This window comes from Microbacterium lacus, from assembly GCF_044794305.1.
Classification (GTDB): Bacteria; Actinomycetota; Actinomycetes; order Actinomycetales; family Microbacteriaceae; genus Microbacterium; species Microbacterium lacus_B.
Window position 1 is genome coordinate 3,198,175 of the sequence record NZ_CP084996.1, and the last position, 25,721, is coordinate 3,223,895.

The 25,721-nt window shown below is 66.5% G+C and carries 22 protein-coding genes; 11 read left to right on the plus strand and 11 right to left on the minus strand.

Features of this window, described 5'->3' with window-relative positions:
- Positions 1-96: 96 nt before the first annotated feature.
- Positions 97-1,164 (plus strand): winged helix DNA-binding domain-containing protein, encoded by a 1,068-nt coding sequence (locus LG299_RS15045; protein ID WP_404431653.1) that lies wholly within the window; start codon positions 97-99, stop codon positions 1,162-1,164.
- 4 nt (positions 1,165-1,168) lie between these two features.
- On the opposite strand, the gene LG299_RS15050 is transcribed toward LG299_RS15045, so the two are convergent.
- The gene (locus LG299_RS15050) at positions 1,169-2,605 is read right to left on the minus strand and encodes a helix-turn-helix domain-containing protein (protein WP_404431655.1); all 1,437 of its coding nucleotides are present in this window, start codon (positions 2,603-2,605) and stop codon (positions 1,169-1,171) included.
- 153 nt (positions 2,606-2,758) lie between these two features.
- Between LG299_RS15050 and LG299_RS15055 the strand changes: the two genes are divergently transcribed.
- Complete coding sequence (locus tag LG299_RS15055; protein WP_404431657.1) at positions 2,759-4,633, plus strand: phosphoenolpyruvate carboxykinase (GTP); 1,875 nt, start codon at positions 2,759-2,761, stop codon at positions 4,631-4,633.
- Positions 4,634-4,700: 67 nt separating this feature from the next.
- On the opposite strand, the gene LG299_RS15060 is transcribed toward LG299_RS15055, so the two are convergent.
- Complete coding sequence (locus tag LG299_RS15060) at positions 4,701-6,656, minus strand: ABC transporter ATP-binding protein (RefSeq protein ID WP_404431659.1); 1,956 nt, start codon at positions 6,654-6,656, stop codon at positions 4,701-4,703.
- A 31-nt stretch (positions 6,657-6,687) separates the two neighbouring features.
- Entirely contained in the window at positions 6,688-6,903 is a 216-nt protein-coding gene (locus tag LG299_RS15065) for an AsnC family protein (protein WP_404431661.1), read from the minus strand.
- 117 nt (positions 6,904-7,020) lie between these two features.
- Here LG299_RS15065 and LG299_RS15070 point away from each other — a divergent pair, with 117 nt between their 5' ends.
- The 3 genes from LG299_RS15070 to LG299_RS15080 are packed head-to-tail and all read left to right on the plus strand — an operon-like array spanning position 7,021 to position 9,646.
- Positions 7,021-7,962, plus strand: a complete 942-nt coding sequence (locus LG299_RS15070; protein WP_404431663.1) for an ABC transporter ATP-binding protein — start codon at positions 7,021-7,023, stop codon at positions 7,960-7,962.
- Entirely contained in the window at positions 7,959-8,828 is an 870-nt protein-coding gene (locus tag LG299_RS15075; protein ID WP_404431665.1) for an ABC transporter permease, read from the plus strand. The genes LG299_RS15070 and LG299_RS15075 overlap by 4 nt, the downstream gene beginning before the upstream one ends.
- Positions 8,825-9,646 carry an ABC transporter permease gene (locus LG299_RS15080; protein ID WP_404431667.1) on the plus strand — a complete coding sequence of 274 codons (822 nt, stop codon included), beginning with the start codon at positions 8,825-8,827 and terminating at the stop codon, positions 9,644-9,646. Before LG299_RS15075 ends, LG299_RS15080 begins: the two co-directional genes overlap by 4 nt.
- A gap of 19 nt (positions 9,647-9,665) precedes the next feature.
- On the opposite strand, the gene LG299_RS15085 is transcribed toward LG299_RS15080, so the two are convergent.
- The 7 genes from LG299_RS15085 to LG299_RS15115 form a co-directional block, all read right to left on the minus strand.
- Entirely contained in the window at positions 9,666-11,123 is a 1,458-nt protein-coding gene (locus tag LG299_RS15085) for an MFS transporter (RefSeq protein ID WP_404431669.1), read from the minus strand.
- Positions 11,124-11,165: 42 nt separating this feature from the next.
- Positions 11,166-11,519, minus strand: coding sequence for a Fe-S protein (locus LG299_RS15090; protein WP_404431671.1), 354 nt, complete (start codon positions 11,517-11,519; stop codon positions 11,166-11,168).
- 175 nt (positions 11,520-11,694) lie between these two features.
- The gene (gene ribH / locus LG299_RS15095) at positions 11,695-12,171 is read right to left on the minus strand and encodes a 6,7-dimethyl-8-ribityllumazine synthase (RefSeq protein ID WP_404431673.1); all 477 of its coding nucleotides are present in this window, start codon (positions 12,169-12,171) and stop codon (positions 11,695-11,697) included.
- Positions 12,168-13,442 carry a GTP cyclohydrolase II gene (ribA, locus tag LG299_RS15100; protein WP_404431675.1) on the minus strand — a complete coding sequence of 425 codons (1,275 nt, stop codon included), beginning with the start codon at positions 13,440-13,442 and terminating at the stop codon, positions 12,168-12,170. Before ribA ends, ribH begins: the two co-directional genes overlap by 4 nt.
- Positions 13,439-14,161, minus strand: a complete 723-nt coding sequence (locus LG299_RS15105; RefSeq protein WP_404431677.1) for a riboflavin synthase — start codon at positions 14,159-14,161, stop codon at positions 13,439-13,441. The genes ribA and LG299_RS15105 overlap by 4 nt, the downstream gene beginning before the upstream one ends.
- Positions 14,161-15,207: a bifunctional diaminohydroxyphosphoribosylaminopyrimidine deaminase/5-amino-6-(5-phosphoribosylamino)uracil reductase RibD gene (gene ribD / locus LG299_RS15110; protein ID WP_404431679.1), complete on the minus strand. Its 1,047-nt coding sequence runs from the start codon at positions 15,205-15,207 to the stop codon at positions 14,161-14,163. Before ribD ends, LG299_RS15105 begins: the two co-directional genes overlap by 1 nt.
- 334 nt (positions 15,208-15,541) lie before the next feature.
- Complete coding sequence (locus LG299_RS15115) at positions 15,542-16,468, minus strand: phytanoyl-CoA dioxygenase family protein (protein WP_404431681.1); 927 nt, start codon at positions 16,466-16,468, stop codon at positions 15,542-15,544.
- Between LG299_RS15115 and LG299_RS15120 the strand changes: the two genes are divergently transcribed.
- Positions 16,458-17,393 carry a helix-turn-helix domain-containing protein gene (locus LG299_RS15120; RefSeq protein WP_404431683.1) on the plus strand — a complete coding sequence of 312 codons (936 nt, stop codon included), beginning with the start codon at positions 16,458-16,460 and terminating at the stop codon, positions 17,391-17,393. The two genes, LG299_RS15115 and LG299_RS15120, sit on opposite strands and share 11 nt — an antisense overlap.
- A 19-nt stretch (positions 17,394-17,412) precedes the next feature.
- Here LG299_RS15120 and LG299_RS15125 read toward each other — a convergent pair whose 3' ends face one another.
- On the minus strand, positions 17,413-18,432 hold the full coding sequence (locus tag LG299_RS15125; protein ID WP_404431685.1) for a LacI family DNA-binding transcriptional regulator: 1,020 nt from the start codon (positions 18,430-18,432) through the stop codon (positions 17,413-17,415).
- Between the two features lie 121 nt (positions 18,433-18,553).
- Here LG299_RS15125 and LG299_RS15130 point away from each other — a divergent pair, with 121 nt between their 5' ends.
- The 5 genes from LG299_RS15130 (at position 18,554) to LG299_RS15150 (ending at position 25,718) form a co-directional block, all read left to right on the plus strand.
- A complete protein-coding gene (locus LG299_RS15130) occupies positions 18,554-20,614 on the plus strand; it encodes a beta-galactosidase (protein ID WP_404431687.1) in 2,061 nt (686 codons plus the stop codon).
- A gap of 26 nt (positions 20,615-20,640) precedes the next feature.
- Positions 20,641-21,549 (plus strand): carbohydrate ABC transporter permease, encoded by a 909-nt coding sequence (locus LG299_RS15135; RefSeq protein ID WP_404434915.1) that lies wholly within the window; start codon positions 20,641-20,643, stop codon positions 21,547-21,549.
- Positions 21,546-22,466, plus strand: coding sequence for a carbohydrate ABC transporter permease (locus LG299_RS15140; RefSeq protein ID WP_404431689.1), 921 nt, complete (start codon positions 21,546-21,548; stop codon positions 22,464-22,466). Before LG299_RS15135 ends, LG299_RS15140 begins: the two co-directional genes overlap by 4 nt.
- Positions 22,467-22,527: 61 nt before the next feature.
- The gene (locus LG299_RS15145; protein ID WP_404431691.1) at positions 22,528-23,859 is read left to right on the plus strand and encodes an ABC transporter substrate-binding protein; all 1,332 of its coding nucleotides are present in this window, start codon (positions 22,528-22,530) and stop codon (positions 23,857-23,859) included.
- A 128-nt stretch (positions 23,860-23,987) separates the two neighbouring features.
- Positions 23,988-25,718, plus strand: coding sequence for a glycerol-3-phosphate dehydrogenase/oxidase (locus LG299_RS15150; RefSeq protein ID WP_404431693.1), 1,731 nt, complete (start codon positions 23,988-23,990; stop codon positions 25,716-25,718).
- Positions 25,719-25,721: the final 3 nt, after the last annotated feature.

Sequence of the window (25,721 nt, forward strand, 5' to 3'; positions counted from 1 at the left end):
GTTGATGCATCGCGGGTCAAGATCGAGCAGCGAGCGCCAGCGAGCGTATCGAGATCCGGACCTCCGAGGTCGCTTTCGCCCGGGCATCATGGGCTGATGAACATCGGTGAGTTCCGCGCGCGGCGCTTGCGGTCGCATAGGTTGAGCGCGCCCGCAGCGAGCGTCATCGAGACCGCCCGCCACATGCTCGCCACGCAGGGTCAGGAGTTCTGGGGCGGGCGCCTCGCGCTCGCCGCGCGGACGACGCGCGAGCCCACGCTGAGCGAGGTCGACGGGGCCTTCGAGCGCAGCGGACTGGTGCGCTCGTGGACGATGCGGGGCACGATTCACGTCATTCCCGCGGATGAGCTCGGCTGGGTACTCGGGCTCACGGGCGAACGGCAGCATCGAGGCGCGGCATCCATTCATCGTCGTGAAGGATTGGATGCTGAGGCCTTCGCGGTCGCCGAGCAGGTGGCCGTATCGGCGCTGGCCGGTGGCAACCGCCTTTCCCGCCGTGAGCTCTTCGACGCCTTCGACCGAGGCGGACTCAGTACCGCAGGTCAGCGGGGCTACCACCTGCTCGTCGCGCTCTCGGTGCGCGGTCTCATCTGTCAGGGACCGGTCGTCCCGCGCGAGGAAGGGCCGACCCGAGAGCAGTTCTTCGTACTCACCGACGAGTGGGTTGACGCCCCGGTTCACCCGGCGGACCCGCTCGCAGAGTTCTTCGTGCGTTACATGCTCTCCCACGGTCCCGCGGGCACCGCGGACTTCGCGTGGTGGTCAGGGTTGCCGATCGGCACGGCCCGAAGGGCGGCCGCGGCCGCGGCATCCGACTCCCGCCTGACACGCCTGGACGACGATCTCTGGGTGGCGACAGACCTGCCGCGTAGGCATCCCTCCGCCAGCGTTGTGATCGCACTCCCTCCCTTCGAGGAGTATTTCCTCTCCTACGCCGACCGCTCGGTCTCGGTCCCGCCCCACCACTCGCCCGCGGTGATGACCGGGGGAGCGGGATATCCGATCCTGCTCGCGCGCGGCGAGGTCGTGGCGACCTGGAGCCACTCCCACGCCCTCGCCCGGCGTCATCTGCCCCCGACCGCGAAGTGGATCGTCGAGGGCGCAGTGAGTGAGGCCGAAGCAACCGCCGCTCTCGAGCGCTACCGGCGCTTCATCGAGGGTTGATGCGTCACGCGTGCCGGTCGAGGAAGGCGTAGACCTCGTTGTCGTCGACTCCGGGGAACGCGCCGCGGGGGAGCGGCGAGAACATCTGCATGTGCACGCGGGCGCTCGGCCAGGCTTTGCCAGCCCAGCGTGAGGCGACATCGACGGGGGTCCGCCTGCAGCAGGACTCGTCGGGGCACGTCGACGACACACGCTTCTGCGTCTCGCGACCGCGGAACCACTTCGCATCGTCGAAGGGCACGCCGACTGTAATCGAGAACTCACCGGCCGAAGTCGTTCCGGTCTGCGTCGAGCACCAGAACGTGCCCGCCGGAGTGTCGGTGTATTGGTAGTGCTCGGTGGTGCGGTTCGTCTCTTCGAACGCCGAGCGGGCCAAGAACTTTCGGCACACGATCTGACCTTCGACCGAACCGGTGACATCCATCGGCACCGGAAGGTCGTCGTTCTCGTACACGCGCGAGATCGCGCCCGAGCCGTCGACGCGCAGAAAGTGCAGGGGAATCTCGAGGTGATGGGTGAGCAGGTTGGTCATACGCATGCCGGCTGCCTCGTGCGTGACGCCGAACGCATCGCGAAAGTCTTCCACCGCGAGGTTCCGATCCTTCTTCGCCTGCTGGAGGAACGCCACTGATGCCGTTTCGGGCATCAAACAGCACGCCGCGTAGTAGTTGATCTCCAGCCGCTGACGCAGAAAGTCGGCGTAGTCGGTCGGGCGCTGGTGGCCGAGCAGACGGTGCGCCATTGCCTGGAGGGCCATCGAGCGCAGGCCGTGGCCTCCGGGAATGGATGCCGGGGGCAGATAGATTCGCCCATTTTCAATGTCGGTGACTGATCGGGCGGAGTGCGGCAGGTCGTTGACGTAGAGCAGTTCGAACCCAAGCTGCTGGGCCATGATGCTGACGCTGCGGTGCGTGAGAGCACCCGAGACGTGCCCGGCGAGCTTGAGCTGACGCTCGGCGAGCTTCTCGATCTCGGGGAGGTAGTTGTCGACTGTGCGCATTTCGAGGCGCAGCTCGGTGTTGGCGCGACGGGCCTCTTCGGGGGTGGCGATCGCCTCGCGTTCTCGACGCTGAAGTTCGCGGTGCAGCCCGAGGATCGACTCGATCGTCTCGTCACCCATTCCCTTGGTGACTTTGACGGGAGCAACTCCCAACTGACGAAAGACCGAGCTGGATTGCGCGCGCTCCAGCTCGATCTCGAGCGCCGCGCGACGGTTGGGTGGTTCGGTCGAGAGCAGTTCGGTGACTTCCACGCCGGTCGCTGCGGCGATGCCCTGCAACACCGAGAGTTTCGGCTCACGCTTGCCGTTTTCGATCAGGCTCAGCTGGCTCCCCGCGATACCGACCCGCTCGCCCAGCTCGTCCAGCGTGAATCCGTTGCTGACGCGGTGGTGGCGGATGCGGTGGCCCAGAGTGGACAGTTCGAGTGACGTGGGTGGCATTCCTTGACAATAGCGAAAGAATCGCGACTTTTGAGTCCAAGATTGCTGGGAAGCGGCATCCGAATGCCCGCAAAGTAGGGGAAGAGCAACATTCTGAACGCAGAATCTCGTCGTCGAGATCTCCGCACGTCGAATCGAACTGGAGTGACACACATGGCACTGGCAGACATCTTCACCCGTACCGAGGGAATCGCCTCTGGCTCGACGGCGCCAGTCTATGGAACTCGTCCGAGCATCGCGGGTGAGGGAATGACCGCGCTTATCGCGTGGGTCGACCAGATCGCCGCGCTGACCACCCCCGACCGCATCCACTGGGTCGACGGATCGCGCTCCGAGAACGACGCCCTGTTGCGCGCCATGGTCGATGACGGAACGCTCATCAAGCTCAACCCCGAGTGGCGACCGGGTTCGTACCTCGCCCGTTCGCACCCGAGCGATGTCGCTCGCACCGAGGGCCGCACCTTCATCGCCTCCGAGCGCGCCGAAGACGCCGGCCCCACCAACAACTGGGCGGCGCCGGACGAGATCCGCGCGACGATCACCCCACTGTTCGAGGGGTCCATGAAGGGCCGCACGATGTACGTCGTGCCGTTCTCGATGGGCGCCGTCGGCGGACCCCTCTCGCACATCGGCGTGCAGGTCACCGACTCTCCCTACGCCGTCGCCTCGATCGAGATCATGACGCGCGTCGGCACCGACGTCCTGCGCGAAATCGCCGGTGGTGCAGCGTGGGTCAAGACGGTCCACTCGGTCGGCGCACCGCTGCAGCCGGGTGAAAAGAGCGAGGCCTGGCCGTGCAACGAGGAGAAGTACATCGTGCACTTCCCCGACACGCTCGAGGTGTGGTCGTTCGGGTCCGGGTACGGCGGCAACGCGATCCTCGCGAAGAAGTGCTTCGCCCTCCGCATCGCATCGGTCATCGGACGCGATGAGGGATGGCTCGCCGAGCACATGCTCCTCATCCGGGTGATCTCGCCCGAGGGCAAGGCGTACCATGTGGCCGCCGCGTTCCCCTCTGCCTGTGGCAAGACGAACCTCGCGATGCTGCGTCCGACCATTCCCGGATGGCGCGTCGAGACCCTCGGCGACGACATCGCGTGGCTCCGCCCCGGAGAAGATGGACGCCTCTGGGCGATCAACCCCGAGGCCGGCTTCTTCGGTGTCGCACCCGGTACAGGTGAGTCCACCAACGTCACTGCGGTCGAGACCCTGTGGGGTAACACGATCTTCACCAACGTTGCGCTCCGTCCCGACGGCGACGTCTGGTGGGAGGGGCTCACCGACGAGGCTCCGGCGAACCTGACCGACTGGGAAGGCAATCCCTGGACCCCGGCATCCGGTCGCCCTGCCGCGCACCCGAACTCGCGCTTCACCGTGAGTGCTGGCCAGTGCCCGCAGATCGCTGCCGACTGGGAGGCGCCCGAGGGCGTGCCGCTCGACGCGATCCTGTTCGGCGGCCGTCGCGCGACCAATGTTCCGCTCGTGGTCGAGGCCACCGACTGGACCCACGGCGTCTTCATGGGGTCGAACATCTCGTCCGAGCGCACGGCCGCAGCCGAAGGCCTGGTCGGCGAACTGCGCCGTGACCCCTTCGCGATGCTCCCGTTCTGCGGCTACAACATGGCCGACTACTTCGGTCACTGGCTGAAGGTCGGACAGAAACTGCGCTTCGACCGCGCCCCGCGTATCTTCCAGGTCAACTGGTTCCGCAAGGGTTCGGACGGCCGGTTCCTCTGGCCGGGCTTCGGCGACAACTCGCGCGTCATCGACTGGATCATCCGTCGCGTCGAAGGCCAGGTTCCCGCGGTCGACAGCCCGATCGGTCGTCTGCCGCAGACGTCCGACCTGAACCTCAACGGCATCGACGTTCCGCAGGACGACCTCGACGAGCTCTTCGCCATCAACCCCGAATCGTGGTTGCGCGAGGCCGAGCTGACCGAAGAGTTCTACCGGACCTTCGAGGGTCGGGTTCCGGCGCCGCTCTGGGCAGAACTCGCCGCACTTCGGTACCGCCTGCAGCGGGCGTAGTCCGCGTTCGATTCAGGATGCCTCGGCCCCGCGCACTGCGCAGGGTCGAGGCATCCGTCGTTCAATCTCAGACCAGCAGCTGGTGCTTCGCGAGATCGCGGTACAGCGGTGTCGACGCCACGAGTTCGGAGTGCGTGCCCTGACCGACGACGCGGCCGCGGTCGAGCACCACGATCACGTCGCTGTCGACCACGGTCGACAGGCGGTGGGCGATCACGATGAGCGTGCGGCCCGCGGCGACCGCATCGATGGCTTCGCGCATGCGCTGCTCGTTGAGACCGTCGAGCGACGAGGTCGACTCGTCCAGGAGAAGGATCGGCGGAGCGGCGAGCAACGCTCGTGCGATCGCGAGGCGCTGGCGCTCGCCGCCCGAGAGCATGACTCCGGATTCTCCGACCGGGGCGTCGAGCCCGAGCGGGTTGCGGTCGAGCACATCGCCGAGATTGACGGCGCGCAGCACGGCTTCGCAGTCGTCGGCGGATGCGTCGGGCGCCCCGAGGCGCAGATTCTCGGCGATGGTCCCCGCCAGGGTGGGGGCATCCTGTTCGACGTAGCCCAGCTGCGCGCGCAGGTTGTCGCGCTCGAGGCCTCGCACATCCATCCCGTCCAGCAGGATCGCGCCCGACGTCGGGTCGTAGAACCGCTCGATCAGCGCGAGAGTGGTCGACTTGCCCGCACCCGAGGGGCCGACGAGCGCAACGCGCGCTCCGCGCGGGACCTCGAACGAGACGCCGTGCAGGACTCCACCTTCGACGACCTCCCGCAGGTCGCCCTCAGAGATCGACACAGCTGACGTGTTGACGTGGGCCTCTTCGAGCGCGGCCAGCGCGGCCGTCTCGGCCTTGCGCCGCGCGGCGACGACGTTCTCGGGGTAGGCGAAGTGCACATCGCGAAACTCGATCGCAGGAGCCGAAGCATCCGCCCGCAGTTCCGCTGTCGCAATCTGCGCATCCGCTGCACCATGTGCGACAGCGGAGGCACCCGCCCGCACCTGCGCGGCGATCGCAGAGTCGTTCTGCGACTCAGTCGGCAGGTCGATGACTTCTTGGATGCGCCCGAGCGCTCCGAGGGCCTGGTTCACTGAGGTGATCGCGCCGAAGAACGATCCGAGGGGAGCGATCAACAGGAACAGGAACATGACGAAGGTCACCAGGTCGGCGATCGAGATCGCACCAGATGCGACGCGGAACCCGCCGAGCCCCAGCACGACGAGGAGCGAGACCTGCAGTGCGATGCCGGCGATCGGCACGACGAGCGCCGAGACTTTGGCGATGCGGACTCCGACCCCGTACACCTCGGTCGCGAGCCCGGTGATCGCTGCCGCCTCGCGGGCGGTAGCGCCTGCGGCGCGCACAGTGCGGATCGAGCCGACCGCCCGCTCGACACCCGAGGCGAGTTCGCCCACCTTCTCCTGCTGCTGCGCGGTCGCGGTGCGGATGCGTCCGCTGAGCGCCGTCACTCCGACGATCGAGATGCCGATGACGACCACGATCGCGAGGAGCAGGAGCGGGTCGATGAAGGCCATCGCGATCAGCGCGCCGATGAAGATGAGCGCGTTGCCGATGGAGTCGGCGAGGCCCTGGGTCAGCACGGCGTAGAGCAGGGTCGTGTCGGTTCCGACGCGAGAGACCAGGTCGCCTGTGCGGCGCGCGTCGAACTCGCTGATCGGGAGGTGCAGGATGCGCGAGATCAGCTTGCGCCGGCTCGAGTAGACCACCGCGGTTCCGGTGCGCTGCAGCAGGTAGTGCTGGTAGCCGGAGATGATCGACGAGGCGACCACCAGAGCGACGATCGCCCAGACGAGAATCCCGAGTGGGTCACCGTCCTGCACGCGCTCGATGACCTGACCCACGATCAGCGGTTGGGCGAGCGTCGTCACCGCGCCGATGACGCTCAGAACCGCGACGATGATCAAAACGCCCTTGTGCTCGAGCAAGAAGGGAATGAGCTGTTTCAGGCTCGCGCGCGGGCCGTCTTCGGGGGTGCCGCGGCGGCGGCCGCGGCGGGCTCGGGTGGATGTCATCGACACGGGAATGCTCTATTCGCTTCGGGGTTCATCTTCGACCGTACTTCTTGTGCGCGGCCTGTTTGGTCACACCGAGTGCTGCCGCGATGGCCTGCCAGGAGTAGCCGAGGTTGCGCGCCTTGCGCACCTGTACTTCTTCGGAGCGCGCAAGCTCGCGCCGTACCTCGGCAAGGCGATGCAGTTCGGCGATCGGCTCGCGATCGGGCGCTGATCCGATCAGTGTGCGGATGTCGTCACCGCTCATGGCATGCCCTTCGCAAAGTGGTCGAGAAGTCAACTTACATTGACGGATGCCGCGCCGTCAACGTGCATTGACGTTTGGGTGTCCCGCCCTGTCGGTGGGCGGCGTTAGGGTAGTCCGGTGCCTGCTCCCGTGATCGCCGCTCAGAACCTCGTGAAGTCGTACAAGGTCAAGGGCAAGCCCGACTTCTTGGCCGTTGACGGTCTGTCGTTCGAGGTCGCCCCGGGGGAGTCCTTCGCGCTTCTCGGCCCCAACGGTGCCGGCAAGTCGACCACGATGAAAATGATCGGCGCGGTGTCGACCCGCACGAGTGGCGACCTGTCGATCATGGGGCTCGATCCCAACAACTACGGACCCGAGATCCGCTCGCGGCTCGGAGTGGTGCCCCAGCAAGACAACCTCGATGGCGAGCTCAACGCCCGCGAGAACCTCTTCATCTACGGCCGCTACTTCGGACTGCCGGCAAAGGTCTGCCATCAGAAGGCCGATGAGCTACTCGCGTTCGCCCAGCTCGAAGACAAGGCCAAGAGCAAGGTCGACCAGCTCTCGGGCGGAATGAAGCGGCGGCTCACGATTGCGCGTGGGCTCATCAACGACCCTCGCATCCTGCTGCTCGACGAACCGACCACCGGTCTCGACCCGCAGGCACGCCACGTGCTGTGGGACCGACTGTTTCGCCTCAAAGAGCGCGGCACGACTCTGGTGCTCACGACGCACTATATGGACGAGGCCGAGCAACTCTGCGACCGCATCGTCGTCGTCGACAAGGGCAAGATCATGGCCGAGGGCACACCGATGTCGCTCATTCGCCAGCACTCCAGCCGCGAGGTGCTCGAGGTGCGCTTCGGCTCCGACCGCAACCAGCAGATCGAGCCTCAACTGCAGGGCATCGGCGAGCGGGTTGAGGTGCTGCCTGACCGCGTGCTGATCTACACCGACAACGGCGAGCAGGCACTCGAGGAAGTCACTCACCGCGGGCTCGAACCGATCACGAGCCTCGTGCGGCGCTCGAGCCTCGAAGATGTCTTTCTGCGGCTGACCGGAAGGTCGTTGATCGAATGAGCGCTGATCGAATGAATACAGCGACCAGCGATCCCGCCCTTGACGAACTCCGCGCCGAGGCGATGGAGTGGGGTCGCAAGCCCCGCCTCTTCGGCACGTGGTACGTCGCCGAGCACATGGTCCGTGCCATGCGCGCGTACGGCTGGACGATCGTGGTCGGCGCCCTCGGGCAGCCGATCCTGTACCTTCTCGGCCTGGCGGTCGGTCTCGCAGCGTTGATCGACGCGCCCATCACCGACGGTGGCACCGAGGTCTCGTACCTCGTGTTCGTTGCCCCGGCTCTGCTGATGACCGCCTCGATCGCGGTCGCCTCCGAAGAGTTCTCGTACCCGGTGATCTCGGGCTTCAAGTGGCGGCGCTACTTCTTCGGGTTCGGCGCCTCGGCGCTCTCACCGGGCCAGATCGCCGGGGGAGTCGTCGTCGGCGCCTCGGTGCGCATGCTCTTCGTGGTGGCCGCGTACTACGTCTTCCTCTGGCTCTTCGGTGCCGTGCCCGACCCGCAGACCGGGTGGCTGACCATCCCGATCGGCCTCCTCGCCGGGCTCGCGTTCGGCATCCCATACATGGCGTACGCAGCATCCATCACCGAAGACAAAGGTCAGATCGCGCTGGTGCAGCGGTTCATCTTCATGCCGATGTTCCTCTTCTCGGGCACGTTCTACCCGCTCGCGACGCTTCCCCTGTGGCTGCAGTGGATCGGGTGGGTTTCGCCGCTCTGGCACGCCTCCGAGCTCGGGAGGATGGTCACCTACGGCAAGCCGATCGAGCCGTTCATGGTCGCGATCCACCTCGGCTATCTGCTGGTGCTCTCGGTGGTCGCGTTCGTCATCGGACGGCGCTTCTTCCGGCGGAGGCTGGCCCAGTGAGCGCGCCCACAGAAGTAGCAGAGGTTCGTTCGGGCAGCGTACGCGCACTCTGGGCGGGAAACCCGCAGTCGGTCGTCCAGCGCGGGCTCATTGCCGCGCGCTCGTCGAGCTGGGCTGTGGTGCTGTCGGGCTTCTTCGAGCCCGTGTTCTACCTCGCGTCGATGGGCATCGGACTCGGTACCCTCATCGGCAACGTGCAGACCTCCGCAGGTGTCGAGGTGTCGTATGCCGCGTTCATCGCTCCCGCGCTCCTGGCCGTGTCGGCGATGAACGGCGCGATCTACGACTCGACGTGGAACGTCTTCTTCAAGCTCAACTACGGCAAGCTCTACGAGGGCATGCTGGCGACCTCGCTCGGCCCGCTCGATGTCGCCCTGGGCGAGATCATGTACGCACTGTTGCGCGGTCTGCTCTACGCGAGCGGCTTCATGGTGATCATGCAGTTCCTCGGGTTGAACCTGTCATGCACCGCGATCCTCGCCCTCCCGGCGGTACTGCTGATCGCCTTCGGCTTCGCGAGCCTCGGCATGGCGGTCACGAGCTACATGAAGACCTTCCAGCAGATGGACTGGATCAACTTCGTCCTTCTGCCGATGTTCCTCTTCTCGGCGACCCTCTTCCCGATCACGATCTACCCCGAGTGGATCCAGAGCGTGATCATGGCCTTCCCCCTCTGGCACGGTGTCGAGCTCATCCGTGGCCTCACGACGGGTGTGCTGAGCCCCGACACAGGCTGGCACATCCTCTACTTCGTCGTCATGATCGCGGTCGGTCTCGTCTTCACGACGAAGCGTCTGCGGGCGCTGTTCCTCGATTGAGCGCCGAGGCGGTGGAAGCTCAGAGCGAGGCGGTCTCACCCAACCCGAGGTCGTCGTCGTAGTCGACGTCTTTCGTCTCGGGTGCCAACCACAGCGCGACGAGCGTCAGCACGCCCATCGCCGACAGGTACGCGCCGACCAGCCACGGGCTGCCGCCGGCGGCAGCCCACAGCGCGACCGCGACGAGCGGGGCCAGGGCTGCGCCGAGGATCGACGAGACGTTGTATGAGATCGCCGAGCCGGTGTAGCGCACGTTCGTCGGGAACAGTTCGGGCAGCACGGCGCCCATGGGCCCGAACGTCGACCCCATGAGCACGAACCCGAAGATGAGGAACGCCTGCACGAGGGCGCCCGTGAACTTCGGGTCTGCCTGAGGTGCCAGGAAGATACTGAACGACAGACCGAAGACGATGATGAAGGCCGTCACCCAGAGCAGCAGCTTGCGCCGGCCGATGGAGTCGGCGACCGGTCCCGAGAGCAGGGTGAAGATGCCGAAGAAGACCACCCCGATGATCTGCATGATGACGAAGTCGGTGTAGCCGAAGCCGAGGCCCGGCACGTACGTCGCCGCGTCGAAGGGGGTGCCCGCGGCATCCGCTGCCGCCTGCGCACCATCGAGCGTCGGCTTCGTGCCGTACGACAGCGTGAAGCTCGTCATCAGGTAGAAGAGGACGTACGTCGCAAGCATGATGAACGTGCCGAGGAGGAGGTGCCACCAGTTGCGGCGGAACACGGTGCCGAGCGGGAACTTGCGGAGCACGCCCTTCTTCTCGGCCTTTGTGAACGACTCCGACTCGACGAGGCGCAGACGCACCCAGAGCCCGACGATGACCATGACCGCCGAGAAGAGGAACGGCACGCGCCAGCCCCACGCGAGGAATTCTTCGGAGCGCTGCGCCGCGCCATCGGGGTGGGGAAGCGGGAAATTGATCATCAGGAAGACGGTGTTGGCGATGATGAAGCCGATCGGTGCACCGAGCTGAGGGAATGTGCCGTACCAGGCCCGTTTGCCGGCGGGGGCGTTCTCGGTCGCGACGAGGGCGGCACCCGACCACTCACCGCCGAGGGCGAAGCCCTGCGCGAGGCGAAGGACGAGCAGCAGGAGAGCTGCCCACCACCCGATGTCGTCGAAGGTCGGAAGACACCCGATCAGGAAGGTCGCGATGCCCATCGTGAGGAGGGATGCGACGAGTGTCGCCTTGCGGCCGAAGCGGTCACCGAAGTGGCCGAAGATGACGGCGCCGAGCGGGCGCGCGACCATCGCCGCGCCGAAGACACCGAACGAGGCGAGCAGAGACGTCGTGTCATTGCCCGTTGGGAAGAAGAGGATCGGGAAGACGAGCACGGCGGCCGTCGCATAGACGTAGAAGTCGTAGAACTCGATCGTCGTGCCTACGAGGGTCGCGGTGATGACGCGTGACCGTGGGTTGGCAGGAGTGGAGGTGGTCTTCTGGGGCGAGTGCGAGGCAGGTGACACGCCGATTTACCCTACCCCTCTGCGGGGTGGGCGGGGAGCCGCTCAGCGCCAGAGAACTGCAAGCGCCGCGTTGAGCAGGGTCAGGATGCCGATCGACCAGAAGATCGCGGACGGAACCGCGCCGTCTTTGCGCTGACGCCCGGCGCCGATGCCCAGCAGAGCGCCGATGATCAGCAGGATCACGAGCTTCACGCCGATCTTGACGTAGTTGAGCTCGTACGAGATGCCCCACGGGGCGGCGAGAGCGAGCCCCGCGACGGCGGCGATCGCCAAACCCCAGTTCATCAGGGGCGTGACCTGGCGGCGCTTGCTGACCGCTTCGACCACCCAGGCGCCGAACAGCACGGCGAAGCCGACGAGGTGAACAAGGACGACAACGTGACGCAGGATCTCCATGCTCGACACGCTAGAGGCATCCGCGAGGTCGCGCCAGCAAGGCGCGCCTCACCCGGAGTGCTGGCGCTCACCGTGCTGCATCAACTTCGCAAGAAGTGACGAGCTTCGCAGGATTTCGGCGCAACCCTGCGAAGTTCGCGCTATCCTGCGAAGTTCGTCGTGAGGTCAGTCGGACTCAGGGCTGCAACGAGCGAAGCACGAGCGCCGTGCGCACGGCGGCGTCCGCCGCTTCGTAGCCCTTGTCTTCCTTCGAGCCCTCGAGTCCTGCGCGATCCAGGCCCTGCTGCTCGTCATCCAGCGTCAGCACACCGAAGCCGACCGGCTTTCCGGTGTCGAGCGCGACCCGGGTGAGGCCGTCGGTCGCTGCCGCCGAGACATACTCGAAGTGCGGGGTTCCCCCACGGATGATCACTCCGAGCGCGACGACGGCGTCGGCTCCGGCATCCAGCGCCACCTTCGCCACCACCGGCAACTCGAACGATCCGGGCACACGCACGAGTGTCCAGGTCGCGCCGGCGGCGTCCAGCGCGCGCTTCGCGCCGGCGATGAGGCCGTCGGTGATCACGTCGTGCCAGGAGCCCGCGATGATGACAACGGTGATCCCGGTCGCGTCGACCGGTGCTCCGGGCTGGGGTGCTCCGACGCCGCTCATCGTGCGGTTCCTTCGTGAAGGCCTGCGAGGGCATCTCGGAGGTCGCCGTCGTCGAGGATGTGGCCCATGCGATCCCGCTTCGTCTCGAGGTATTGGTGATTGTTGGGTCCGACGCCGACGATCAGCGGCACTTGTTCTACCACGTCGAGCCCGAGTTCGCGCAGCTGGGCGACCTTGTCGGTGTTGTTGGTGAGCAGACGCACCCGCTCCACGCCGAGGTCGCCGAGGATTCCTGCGGCGGCGGCGTAGTCACGGGCGTCCGCGGGTAGGCCGAGCGCGAGGTTGGCGTCGACGGTGTCGAGCCCGCGCTCTTGCAGGCTGTAAGCGCGCAACTTGTTGATCAGGCCGATGCCTCGACCCTCGTGGCCGCGCATGTAGATGACGACGCCGCCGTCCTGCTCGATCGCGTCGAGGGCAGCTTCGAGCTGCGGGCCGCATTCGCACTTGAGCGAGCCGAACGCTTCACCCGTGAGGCACTCCGAGTGCACGCGCACGAGAGAGGAATCACCGAGCTCACCCGAGACGATCGCGAGGTGGTCGGTCCCGGTCGTCCGGTCCTTGTACGCCAAGAATCGGAACTCGCCGTGCGAAGTCGGCACGAGCGCTTCGGCGCGCAGGCTCACGCGGCGCTTCGAGACGGTGGGGGCGGATGCTTCGACCGGCTCGTGCTCGTTGAGGTGGGCGATCAGCTGTTCGATGGTGATGACATGCACCCCGTCACGGGCACCGAGCTCGAGCAGTCCGGGCATGCGCATCATCGATCCGTCGTCGGCGACGACCTCACCGATTGCGCCCACCGGCGGGAGCCCGGCAAGCCTCATGAGTTCGACGGCCGCCTCGGTGTGACCGGCGCGTTCGCGCACTCCGCCGTCGACCGCGCGCAGCGGCAGGATGTGACCCGGACGGATGACGCTGGCGGGAGTCGAGGTGGCGTCGGCCAGCACGTTGAGCGTGTGCGCGCGGTCCTCGGCGCTGATACCCGTAGAGATGCGGTCAGACGCGTCCACGCTCACGGTGTAGGCGGTGCTGCGCGAATCTTCGTTGTTCGCCACCATCGGCGGCAGATCGAGCCGGTCGGCCCAATCGGCCGGCATCGGCGCGCAGATGAAGCCGCTGGACCACCGGATGGTCCACGCCATCCACTCGGTCGTGGCGAGCGCAGCCGAGATGATGATGTCACCCTCGTTCTCGCGGTTCTCGTCGTCCGCGACGATGACGGGACGCCCCGCGGCGAGGGCGGCGAGAGCCTGGGGAATGGTCGAAAGACTCATCGGGAGCCCCCTTCGTTCGTATCGAGCTGGGGTGTGGAAGAGGATGGGGCCTCGCGGAGCGCGGGTGCGGCCGGAGCCGCGAAATGCGCCTCGCGGAGCGCGGGTGCGGCCGGAGCCGCAAAAGCAAGAAGCCGCTGAACGTGCCGCGCAAGGATGTCGGTCTCGAGGTTGACGCGGTCTCCGGCGACCCGGGCACCGAGGGTGGTCGCGGCGAGTGTTTCGGGGATCAGCGACACCTCGAACCACTGCTGCGGCTCCGAGGCGTCGCTCGCCGCGCTGACGGTGAGCGAGACACCGTCAACGGCAATCGAGCCCTTGTCGACGACGAGCGGAGCGAGCTGGGCGGGCAGCGCGACGCGCAGCACGCGCCACTGCGCGCCCGGTCGCACCTCGAGCACCTCGCCGGTGCCGTCGATGTGACCCTGCACGATGTGTCCGCCGAGGCGGCCGTGGGCCTGCGTCGCGCGTTCGAGGTTGACGACGCGGCCGGCCTCTACGCCGGACAGCGTCGACATGTCGAGCGTCTGACGCATCACATCGGCCGTGAACCAGTCGGGCCCCTGGTCGACGACAGTGAGGCAGACGCCCGAGACGGCGATCGAGTCGCCGTGCGAGGCATCCGCCACCGCCCTCGGCGCGCGCAGGGTCACGCGCACGCCGTCTCCCGACGGTTCGACCGCGAGGACTTCGCCGATCTCTTCGACAATTCCGGTGAACATCAGATTTCTCCTGTGGTGGTGAAGGGGTGCGAGACGATCAGCAGATCGTCGCCGAGTGTCTGGACGGAAGCGACGGACAGCCGCCGCTGGTCGCCGATGGTATCTACGCCGAGACTGCGCAGGGCAGGGCGGTCGGTGCCGTCGGCGCCGTAGCCGATGAGGGTGGGAGCGACGTAGGTGAGGATCTCGTCGGCGAGACCTTCGCGCACGAAGGCGCTCGCGATGGTCGGGCCACCTTCGACGAAGACGCGCTGAATTCCGAGATCGCGCAGTTCAGCGAGCACCGCGGGCAAGTTTTCTCCCGAGCGGTGAAGGAAGAGGAGAGGATGCTTCCGCACGGCCGCCTCATCGGGAACCCAGCGGTCACCCAACACGACGGGCTGTGGCTGGTGGTGGTAGAGCGTGCCGTCGGACTGTCGGGCGGTCAGCGCAGGGTCGTCGGCGAGGAGCGTGCCGGTGCCGACCACGATGGCGTCGGCTTCTGCGCGGCGGCGGTGCACGTCTGCGCGCGCAGCCGGGCCCGTGATCCACTGGCTTGTCCCGTCGGCCGCGGCCGCGCGGCCGTCGAGGCTCTGAGCCCACTTGACGGTGACATGCGGGCGCCCGAGCCGCTGGACGGTGAGCCACGAATCGAGGAGGGCGGATGCGTCATCAGCGAGCACACCGGATTCGACATCGATGCCGACCTCGCGCAGTCGCTCGGCGCCTCCGGCAGAGGCCTCTCCCGGGTCGGCGATCGCATAGATCACGCGCGCGACACCGGCGGCGACCAGCGCCTCCGAGCACGGGCCAGTGCGACCCGTGTGGTTGCAGGGCTCGAGGGTGACGACCGCCGTTGCGCCGTGCGCGGCGCCCGGCGCGAGCTTCGAGAGGGCATCGACCTCGGCGTGCGCCGTGCCCGCGCCGTGGTGCCAGCCTTCGGCGAGAACTTCGCCGGTCGGCGCGAGGATGACAGCGCCTACCTGCGGGTTGATCCCGCGGGGGCCGCGCGCGGCCAGCGACAGGGCATGCCGCATGGCTACCTGCTCCGCCTGTGTTGCCGTCATCGTTCCCGCCTGAGTGAAAGGATCTCTGACTCCGGGGCAACGGGAAGTCACGGCATCCGACTCTGTCGCCGAATACCGCTCGCGCTGCCTCCCATCCGGACTAGCGAGGGCTTCCCCTCGCATCACCGTCGGTTCCGGAATTACACCGGATCAGCCGTGGCGACACCCGAATCGGATGCCGGTGCCACAGCTCGCGGACTGTCACCGCCGGTTCGGATTCTCACCGACCCCGGAGCACGTTACTGCTCAGAGTCTACTCAACGCGCTGTGTGGCGGTTCATTCCCGCGGGATCCCGTGGGTGACTTGACTCAGGACGTTGACTCAGGATGTGACTCAGAAGGGGACGTTGCCGGCGCTGCAGTATGAACCCGGCGAGTGCACGCCGTGGGCGATGCGCAACTCTGCCGCGTCGTCGAAGCTCGCATCGGGGGCGAACTCGTCCGAGACGTTCCACGCGAAGCCGCTCTCGTCGGGGTTGCGGCGGGCGTGTTCACGCAATGCCACCGGCAGCAGGCGAAGGCGTCGATCGACCCACTCGGCATCCCACGGTCCTTCCGCGGCGATCTGCTCGGCGGCGCGAAACTCGTAGTAGATCGTGCGGCGCAGGCGGTTGCCCTGCACAGATTCGCTGCCGTGCACGATCATCACGTCGTGCACGAGCACATCGCCGGGCTCGAGTTCCACCTGGAGGACTCCCGGGGCATCCCAGCCATACTCCTCCTGCAGTTGGCAGACGTCCACCGGTGCCAGGTGCGACCCGGGTGCGACGCGGAGCGCCCCTCCACCGGCGCGCGAGGCATCGAGGTAGACATCGATGTTGAAGATCCGCCGAGTGCGCGGGTGCACGGCATCCTGATGCCAGTCGATGGCAGCGCCATCGCCTTCCTCCTTGAACACCAGCGACTCGTACGTGGGAACGAGGTTCGGGCCGGCAAGGCTTTCGGCAATGCCGAGCACGGCGGGGCTACCCAGCAACTCCAGCGATGCGGTGCGCCCCTTGCTGTGCAGATAGTCCACGCGGAACATGCGGCGCTGCCCACCGCGCGGGGCGTAGTGATAGTCGACGGATGCTGCATCCTCGGGCGACACCCCGCGTCCGTCGGCGATCCAGCCATCGGCTGCCGACTGCAGCCGCTGGAGCAGCGGCGCGGGGATCCGGTTCTTGAGCACGAGGTATCCCTCGCGATCGAAGCGGTCGATCTCGTCCGCGCTCAGATGGTACGGGCGGGTCGCGATGGCGCGTGCGGCGATGATCGACACGATCTCTCTCCTTCTGTGGTGGGTACAGATCCACGGTACGGAGGGATCATTCCGTGTTTCTTCCGTCTCGGTGTGCGAAGATTCCGGGATCATGAGTTATTCGGGCGACGAGAAGGCATCCTTCGGTCTCGCATGCTGGCAGGGGGCAACACGCGGGATGACGGCCGCACATCGTCACGATGACCTCGAGTTCAACCACGCCGACGTCGACCTCGAGTATGTGATCGACGGCCGCACGCAGGTGATCCCCGCAGGAACGATCGCCGTCTTCTGGGCGGCGCGCCCGCATCAACTGGTCGGGGGAGAGGAGCCCGGGATCGAGACCTGGCTCACCTTGCCGTTGCACCGTGCGTTGGCGTGGCGATTGCCCGCGTCTTTCATGCTACGGATGCTCGGCGGCGAGGTCGTGGCCCTCCCCGGCGGCCCCGGGCTCGGCCTGCACGAAGGCGCGCCGAGGTGGAGCGGGGAGCTTCAGGGCGCCGGGGTGCGCCGTCGCGTCGCTGAACTCGAGATCCAGGCGTTCGCCCTCCGCGTCGCCGATCGGGCCGACCAGGTGCGTCCCCTCGGCGCGCCGTCGACGGATGGCGGTCGCGGTGCGCCGCGCGAATCGGCAGCGGCCATGGCGGCATTTCTCTCAGACCGTTCGAGTGACGACATCACCGTGAGCGACGTCGCCGCGCACGTCCACCTGAACCCGCAGTACGCGATGACCGTCTTCCGTTCCGCGCTGGGAATCACGATCGGGGAGTACCTCGCGCAGTCGCGCGTGGCGGCCGCGCAGCAGCTCCTGCTGACGACAGACACCCCCGTTCCCGATGTCGGCTTCGCCGCGGGATTTCGTTCGCAGAGCCAGTTCTACGAGCGCTTCGGCCGCTGGTGCGGTGAGACGCCCGCCGCGTACCGCCGGCGTCTGCGCTCTGTGTGACGCAATCGGTGAGCCGGACTCAGGCCGACTCGCGCCAGACGATCTCGGACTCCAGCAGCACCTCGCGGGGGGTGATGTCGCCCCTCAACTGCTCGAGCACGAGCGTGGCGGCTTGGCGCCCGAGGCCTTCTGCGGGCTGGCGAACGGTTGACAGGGCGGGCAGTGTGCGCCGGGCCCAGGCGCTGTCGTCGAATCCCACGACCCCGACATCTTCCGGCACGCGCCGACCCGCGGCGCGGAGAGCCTCCATGGCCCCGGCAGCCACCGCGTCCGACGCGGCGAAGACTCCGTCGATATCGGGTGCGCGATCAAGGAGTGCGTTCATTCCGTCTCGGCCCGCCGAGTACGAGTACAGGGGCACGCGCTCGACGAGGTTGTCGTCATAGCGATCGCCGAGCGCGTCGGCGAAGCCCGCGAGCCGCTCGGATCCCGAGTCGCGGTCGAGCGCGGCCGCGATCATTCCGATTCTTCGCCGGCCGGTGCCGATCAGCCTTTCGGTGATCGCGTGCGCGGAGCCGCGATTGTCGATGACGACGAATGCGGCGGATGTCGCGCCCGGCGGGTGTCCGACGAACGCGGCCGGAAGCCGCAGTCTCTCGACCACCCGGGCGACGGGGTCGTAGGCGCGAGCAGAGACGATGATCGCGCCGTCGACCGAGCCGCCTGAGAGGTACTTCGCCACGCGTTCGGTATCGCGTTCGGTGTCGATGATGAGCACGGCCATCTGATGGTCTGCCTCGGAGAGGGCAGCGTTCGCGCCGAGCAGGATCCCGCCGATGTTGGGATCCTCGATGAAGAGAGAGTGCGGCTCGTGGACGATGAAGGCGACCGTTTCGGTGCGTTGCATGACCAGGTGGCGCGCCGCGGTGTTGGGCACATAGCCGACCTCCGCGATCGCCGCCTCTATGGCGTGGCGAGCAGATGCTGACACATACGGGTCACCGTTCACATAGCGGCTGATCGTGCCGCGCGAAACGCCGGCCACCACCGCCACATCGTGCACCGTCGCGCGGCGCGGTCGTCCCGAAGTCGTCGACACGGACTAACTGTATCGCCGAAAGTGCTTGACACCCGGTGAAGGTGATGTCATTCTGTGTACGTTCACAGAGATGCGGTGGATGTTTTTTTCACACATGTCTGTGCACGTGCACACATCGCCGATGACGTCGACCGGGAGTCCCGTGAACCGCCCATTAGCTACGGCCGAGCAGCGCTCTGCGCGTCCCCGCTACGCACACCGCGGCATCGACTTCGGTTGCGACTACAACCCCGAGCAGTGGGACCCGAGCGTATGGCGCGAAGACATCGCGCTGATGCGCGAAGTCGGAGTCAGCCTCGTCGCAGTCAATATCTTCGGATGGTCGCATCTGCAGAGCCCGGATGGGTCCTTCGACTTCTCGGGTCTCGATGAGGTCATCGGTCTTCTGCATGACGCCGGCATCCGGATCAACCTGGGCACGGGTACCTCCTCGCCTCCGCCCTGGCTGACGACGCGGCATCCCGAGATCCTTCCGGTCACAGCTGACGGCACGACGAGGTTCCCCGGCGGCAGGCAGGCCTGGTGCCCCAGCTCGCCGGTCTTCCGCGAGCACGCGCTCACCTTGGTCGAAGCGGTCGCCGAGCGCTACGGCGAGCACCCCGCGCTCGCCCTGTGGCACGTGTCGAACGAGCTCGGATGTCACAACGCCCACTGCCACTGCGATGTCAGCGCCGCCGCTTTCCGGCGCTGGCTGCATGCGCGCTACGGAACCATCGCCGCTCTCAACCGCGCCTGGGGAACCAGCTTCTGGAGCCAGCGGTACACCGACTGGAACGAGATCGGCACACCGCGCCTCACGCTCTCCACCCGCAATCCCAGCCAGGTGTTGGACTTCTCGCGTTTCAGTTCCGACGAGCTGCTCGGCTACTACCGGGCGGAGCACGCTGTCATCCGCCGCCACAGCGCCGTGCCGATCACCACGAACTTCATGGTCACCGCGCACATTCGCGAGATGGACTACTGGCAGTGGGCACCCGAGGTCGACGTGATCGCCAACGACCACTACCTCGATCATCGGCTGGACGATCCCGCGGCCGAGCTCGCGTTCGCCGCTGATCTGACGCGTGGCCTCGCCAAGGGCGCTCCGTGGATGCTGATGGAGCACTCGACCGGATCGGTGAACTGGCAGCCGCACAATCTCGCCAAGGCGCCGGGGCAGATGATCCGAGACTCGCTGCAGCACGTCGCTCGCGGAGCCGACTCGGTGTGCTTCTTCCAATGGCGTGCGTCGCTGCAGGGCTCCGAGAAGTTCCATTCCGCGTTGCTACCCCACGCCGGTACGGACTCGGCACTCTGGCGCGAAGCGCTCGAGCTAGGGGGAGTGCTGGACCGCATGGGCGAGGTCGCCGGCACCCGGGTCGTGGCCGACGTCGCACTGCTCTTCAGCTGGGAAGCGTGGTGGGCGACCGATGCCGAGAATCGCCCGAGCTCTTCGGTGTCGTACCTCGACCAGGTGTGGGCCTTGCATCGAGCATTGCGCGCGTCAGGTGCCGGTGTCGATGTCGTGCGACCCGGAGCCGATCTGTCCGGCTATCGGCTGGTGGTCGCCCCGGGACTGCACCTGGTGCGCGATGACGAAGCTGAGATCCTCAACGCTGCCGTCGCTCACGGATCGCACGCTCTCGTCACCTTCTACAGCGGCATCGTCGATGAGAACGACCGCGTCCGCGCGGGAGGGTACCCGGCCCCCTGGCGCGACCTTCTCGGCATTCGCGTCGAGGAGTTCGCGCCCGTGCTCCCCGATGAGGTGGTGGTGCTCGAATCCGGCACGGTCGCCTCACTTTGGACCGAGCGGCTCGTTGCTGACGATACGGATGTCATCGATCGCTTCGTGGGCGGCCCTTCCGGGGGCATGCCCGCGCTCACCCGCCGGCGTGGAACCGCAGGCTCGGGTGACGCCTGGTACCTCGCGACGCTGCCCGATAACGCCGGTCTCGCTCGCATCGTCGACAGTGCGCTGACCGCCGCGGGAGCGAACCGTGTGGCGGGCGCGAGCGCCGACGTCGACGTCGTGCGCAGGGCGGGCGACGACCGCACCTATCGCTTCATCATCAACAACGGCACGGATGACGTGCTCCACAGCGCCCAGGGTTTCGACCTCGTGACGGGCGAAGTAGCCTCCGGAACCATCCGTGTTCCTGCCGGGGGCGTTCGAGTGATCCGAGAGGACGTCACACCGTGACCGCGCAAACTGCCACCGAGGCTCTCGTGACCCCCAAGAGCGGCGGCCGACAACCTGCCCGAAGTCGAGGTCGCATCCAGCACAGGGGGGCCATCCTCATCTTCACGGCACCGTTCGTGATTCTCTTTCTGCTCTTCTATCTGCTCCCCATCGGGTACGCGATCTGGAAGTCCCTCCTGGTCATCGAGCGCGAAGGCACGTTCGGTCAGGCCAACGAGGTCTTCGGTGGGTTGTCGCAGTACGCGCTCGTCTTCCAGAACGAGGCGTTCTGGGAGTCCGTCGGGCGGGTTCTGCTGTTCGGCATCGTTCAGGTTCCGGTCATGCTCGCACTCGCGTTGCTCTTCGCGCTGCTGCTGGATTCCCCTCTGTTGCGGGGCAAGAAGTTCTTCCGGCTCGCCTTCTTCGTTCCCTACGCTGTTCCCGGCGTGATTGCGGCGATCATGTGGGGGTTCCTGTACTCACCCAATCTGTCGCCGTTCACCGTCCTCACCGGCAATGTGGACTTCCTCTCGGCAGATCTCGTACTCTGGGCGATCGCCAACGTCGTGACCTGGGTGTTCGTCGGCTACAACATGCTCATCATCTACTCGTCGCTGCTGGCGATCCCCACCGAGATGTTCGAGGCAGCTCGATTGGACGGCGCGGGTCAGATGCGCATCGCGTGGTCGATCAAGATTCCGATGGTGCGTCCGGCCCTTGTTCTGACGGCGATCCTGTCGATCATCGGAACTCTGCAGCTGCTCGCCGAACCGCAGGTGTTCCGCTCGTTCAGCTCGGCGGTCACCAGCACGTACACCCCGAACATGACGATCTACGCGACCTCGGCGATCCCGAACGTCAACCTTGCGGCGGCCTTCTCGGTGGTCCTTGCGCTGGCTACCTTCGTGCTCTCGTTCACGTTCTTGCGCATTACCCGACGGAAGGCAGACTCATGAGCGGCGTGACCGACACCAAGGCCACCGTCCTGCCCGGATCTGCTCGGCGGGTCCGCGCGACGAGTACCCATCGAGGGCCGCGGGAAAGCCTGATCTCGCGCACGGTCGCGATGGTGATCATGCTCGTCTTCACCCTCTACTTCCTGATTCCGATCTGGTGGCTTCTGGTCGCGTCGACCAAGAATCGTGCCGATCTGTTCACCACCAACCCGCTCTGGTTCGCCGAGCTGGCGCTATGGCAGAACATCGTCTCGCTCGTGAGCTACGACGGCGGCATCTACCTGCGCTGGATCGCGAACAGCGTCGCCTACGCCGGTGTCGGAGCGCTCGTGGCGACGATCGTGGCGGGAATGTGCGGGTACGCGCTCGCGAAGTACCGATTCCGCGGCCGCGAGCTCATGTTCAATGTGATTCTGGGCGGTGTCCTCGTCCCCGCCACGGCCCTCGCGCTGCCTCTGTTCCTGCTTTTCAGTCAAGTACAGCTGACCAACACGTTCTGGGCCGTGTTTCTGCCCAGCATCGTCAGTCCCTTCGGTGTCTATCTCGCGCGGGTCTTCGCCGAAGCGAGTGTTCCCGAAGAGCTCCTGGAGGCGAGCCGGCTCGATGGCGCCGGCGAAGTTCGCACCTTCTTCACGGTGTCGATCCGGCTCATGCTGCCGGCGATGATCACGATTTTCCTGTTCCAGTTCGTCGGCATCTGGAACAACTTCTTCCTTCCGCTGATCATGCTCCGCAGCGAAGAGCTGTTCCCCGTGACCTATGGGCTTTACGCGTGGAACTCCACGATCAACCAGTTCCCCGAGCTGCGCGGCTTCGTGCTGATCGGCGCGCTGTTGTCGATCATTCCCCTGATCATCACGTTCCTTCTGCTTCAGCGCTACTGGCGCACGGGCCTCGGCTCGGGCGCGCTGAAGTGACAGACCCCGGCCGGATCCGACCGGTCGGCTCCCTGCAAGACACCACCGAGAGAAGAGAGAAATGCGACACATGAAACGAGTAGGAGGCGTGGCGGTGCTCGCGACCGTCGCGCTGACGATGGCTGCGTGTTCCGCGGGCGGCGACGGCGGAGGCGGCAGCGACGCCGCAGCCTGTGCGCCGTCGGACGGCGAAGTCACGCTCACCTTCACGTCCTGGATCCCCGGCATCGAAGACGCCGTCGCGATCTGGAACGACGCCAACCCCGACATTCAGGTCGAGGTGCAGACGGGGCCGTCCGGCAACGCCGGGACGTACCAGAACTTCTTCAATCAGCTCGAGGCGGGTAATGCGCCCGACCTCGGCCAGATCGAATACGACGCGATCCCGAACTTCCGGGTGCAGGACGGACTCGAGGACCTCGCCGCGTGCGAGGAGATCGTCGCTGCCGAAGACCAGTTCGTGGAATGGACGTGGGGGCAGGTGACGCTCGGCACCGAATCGGAGGTGTACGGCGTCCCGCAGGACTCGGGCCCGATGGCCCTGTTCTATCGCTCCGATCTGTTCGAGCAGAACGGCATCGAAGTGCCGACCACTTGGGAGGAGTATCGCGCTGCGGCGGTGACGATCCGCGAACTCGGCGGGTACATCACCAACTTCTCGCAGTCCGACATCAACCAGTTCGCCGGGTTCGTCTGGCAGGGCGGTGGCGAGTGGTTCGGCAACGACGGCGACGAGTGGACGGTCGAACTGACCGGCGATGTCTCCACGACGGTCGCCGACTACTGGCAGGACCTCATCGAGAACGACCTGGTTGCGGTGTACCCGCCGTGGACCGACGAGTGGAACAACGCCTACAACTCCGGTGAGGTGTGGACGTGGAACTCTGCCGTCTGGGGCGCCAACTCGATCGCGAGCGGGGCGCCTGACACCGCGGGCAACTGGTCGGTGGCGAAGGCCCCGCAGTGGGAAGCCGGGCAGTCGGCCGCCGGCAACTGGGGCGGATCGTCGATCGCCGTCTTCAAGGGCACTGATCACCTCTACGAAGCCGCCAAGTTCGCGCTGTGGCTGAACTCCTCTGAAGAGGCGCTCACCTCGCTCAACGAAACCGCGGCGATCTACCCGGCGACCAAGGCCGGGCTGGAGTTGCCGGTGCTGCAGGAAGGCGTGGAGTTCTACGGCGGCCAGAAGATCTACGACGTCTTCGCCGAGGCTGCCGGGGAGGTCAACCCCGATTTCGTCTGGGGGCCGACCATGACCCAGACCTACGCCGATGTGTCGGACGGGTTCAAGGCGGCGATTTCGGGTGACGGAACCCTCGCCGATGCCCTTGCCGAGGGCCAGGAGAAGACGATCGCGGCTCTCGAGGCGCAGTCCATCCCGGTCGCGGAGTAGTCAGCGCGAGGCAAAACACCACCGCGCCGCGGGGTTGGAGCCATCCGATCCCGCGGCGCGGCGGTCTGTTCTCAATCGGCGCCGGGCATGCCTGCGCGTCGTAGCCTGGAAGAGGGGAAGGAGACGAAATGTCTGAGCAATCGAGAGGGTTCGAGCAACTGAATGCGCGCCCGTACGCCGACGTACTGATCATCGGCGGGGGAGTGAACGGAGTCGCCACATTCCGCGATCTCGCGCTGCAGGGTGTGGATGTCGCCCTCGTTGAGCGCGCGGACTTCGTCAGTGGTGCTTCAGCGGCATCGTCGCACATGATTCACGGTGGGGTTCGCTACCTCGAGAATGGTGAGTTCCGTCTCGTGCACGAAGCCGTCACTGAACGCAACGGACTGCTCAAGACCGCACCGCATTACGTGCGCCCGTTGCAGACGACGATTCCGATCTTCACGACGTTCTCGGGTGTGCTGAGCGCTCCGTTCCGCTTTCTGCGGCACGGCGCAGGCAAGCCTCGCGAACGCGGAGCCGCGCTGATCAAGATCGGCCTCGTGATCTACGACTCCTTCTCGCGCGGCGGCGGGCTGTTCGGCAAGGGCACGGTACCCCCGCATGCATTCGTCGGGCGTAAGCGTGCCCTTGCACAGTTGCCGCAGCTCAACCCCGGCGTGAAGTACACGGCGACGTACTGGGATGCTTCGCTCCACGACCCCGAGCGGCTCGCGCTCGACCTGCTGCGTGACGGACACGCCGCCGGCGGTGATCGCGCTCGTGCGGCGAACTACACCGCGGCGGTCGGGGCCGACGGCGGACGCGTCATGCTGCGCGACGCCGAGTCGGGGGACGAGTTCGGGTTTGCCGCATCCGTCATCATCAATGCCTCGGGTCCGTGGACCGACCTCACCAACTTCGGACTCGGCGACCCCACCTCATATATGGGCGGCACCAAGGGGTCGCACATCGTGCTCGACAACCCCGAGTTGCTCGCTGCAACGGGCGGACGCGAACTCTTCTTCGAGCACAAGGACGGACGGATCGTGCTCATCTACCCGCTCAAGGGCCGGGTGCTGGTCGGCACGACCGACCTCGAACACAACATGGCCGACCCCATCGTGTGCACCGAGGCCGAGGTGGATTACTTCCTCGATCTCGTCGCTCACGTTCTGCCCCGAGTGAAGGTCGACCGGTCGCAGATCGTCTACAGGTTCTCAGGTGTGCGTCCGCTCCCCGGGCACGGCGACCTCGCTCCCGGCTTCGTATCGCGCGACTACCGCATCGAGGCTGAACCCTTGACCGGCCCGTCGTCGCCGACCGTGCTCAGCCTCGTGGGCGGCAAGTGGACGACCTTCCGCGCGTCGGCCGAGAACCTCGCAGACCGAGCACTTGAGCTGCTCGCGCACCCCCGGCGCCGGTCGACCAAGGGCCTTCCGATCGGTGGAGGCAAGGGATACCCCTCGACCGAGCGCGCCCGACGCCAGTGGATCGACACCCACGAGCGCGGCATCGGCACCGCGCGCGCGTCAGTGCTGCTCGATCGCTACGGGACGGTGGCAGCCGAGGTCATCGATGCGATTCTGGCCGATGAGGCCGACGCGCCGCTGACCACGACCCCAACCTATAGCTCCGGCGAACTGCGTCATCTCGCGCGCACCGAGGCCGTCGTCCACCTCGACGACGTTCTTCAACGTCGCACGAGCCTCGCCTTCACGGGCGCGGTCACGGCCGAGTCCGTCGCCGAGATCGCTGCGATGATTGCGCCGGTGATGGGGTGGGATGCCGCGACCCAGGCAATCGAGTCCGACCGGGCGATGGCACGAGTTCACGCCGCAGATCCGTCCTGGCACGAAGCATCCACCACCCGGCGGTAGCCT

Excerpts from the sequence above, each read along its gene's own strand:
- LG299_RS15045 (WP_404431653.1), top strand. The coding sequence starts at position 97 with ATGAACATCGGTGAGTTCCGCGCGCGGCGCTTGCGGTCGCATAGGTTG.
- LG299_RS15050 (WP_404431655.1), bottom strand. The coding sequence starts at position 2,605 with ATGCCACCCACGTCACTCGAACTGTCCACTCTGGGCCACCGCATCCGC.
- LG299_RS15055 (WP_404431657.1), top strand. The coding sequence starts at position 2,759 with ATGGCACTGGCAGACATCTTCACCCGTACCGAGGGAATCGCCTCTGGC.
- LG299_RS15060 (WP_404431659.1), bottom strand. The coding sequence starts at position 6,656 with ATGACATCCACCCGAGCCCGCCGCGGCCGCCGCCGCGGCACCCCCGAA.
- LG299_RS15065 (WP_404431661.1), bottom strand. The coding sequence starts at position 6,903 with ATGAGCGGTGACGACATCCGCACACTGATCGGATCAGCGCCCGATCGC.
- LG299_RS15075 (WP_404431665.1), top strand. The coding sequence starts at position 7,959 with ATGAGCGCTGATCGAATGAATACAGCGACCAGCGATCCCGCCCTTGAC.
- LG299_RS15090 (WP_404431671.1), bottom strand. The coding sequence starts at position 11,519 with ATGGAGATCCTGCGTCACGTTGTCGTCCTTGTTCACCTCGTCGGCTTC.
- ribH (WP_404431673.1), bottom strand. The coding sequence starts at position 12,171 with ATGAGCGGCGTCGGAGCACCCCAGCCCGGAGCACCGGTCGACGCGACC.
- ribA (WP_404431675.1), bottom strand. The coding sequence starts at position 13,442 with ATGAGTCTTTCGACCATTCCCCAGGCTCTCGCCGCCCTCGCCGCGGGG.
- LG299_RS15105 (WP_404431677.1), bottom strand. The coding sequence starts at position 14,161 with ATGTTCACCGGAATTGTCGAAGAGATCGGCGAAGTCCTCGCGGTCGAA.
- ribD (WP_404431679.1), bottom strand. The coding sequence starts at position 15,207 with ATGACGGCAACACAGGCGGAGCAGGTAGCCATGCGGCATGCCCTGTCG.
- LG299_RS15120 (WP_404431683.1), top strand. The coding sequence starts at position 16,458 with ATGATCGACACGATCTCTCTCCTTCTGTGGTGGGTACAGATCCACGGT.
- LG299_RS15130 (WP_404431687.1), top strand. The coding sequence starts at position 18,554 with ATGACGTCGACCGGGAGTCCCGTGAACCGCCCATTAGCTACGGCCGAG.
- LG299_RS15140 (WP_404431689.1), top strand. The coding sequence starts at position 21,546 with ATGAGCGGCGTGACCGACACCAAGGCCACCGTCCTGCCCGGATCTGCT.
- LG299_RS15145 (WP_404431691.1), top strand. The coding sequence starts at position 22,528 with ATGCGACACATGAAACGAGTAGGAGGCGTGGCGGTGCTCGCGACCGTC.
- LG299_RS15150 (WP_404431693.1), top strand. The coding sequence starts at position 23,988 with ATGTCTGAGCAATCGAGAGGGTTCGAGCAACTGAATGCGCGCCCGTAC.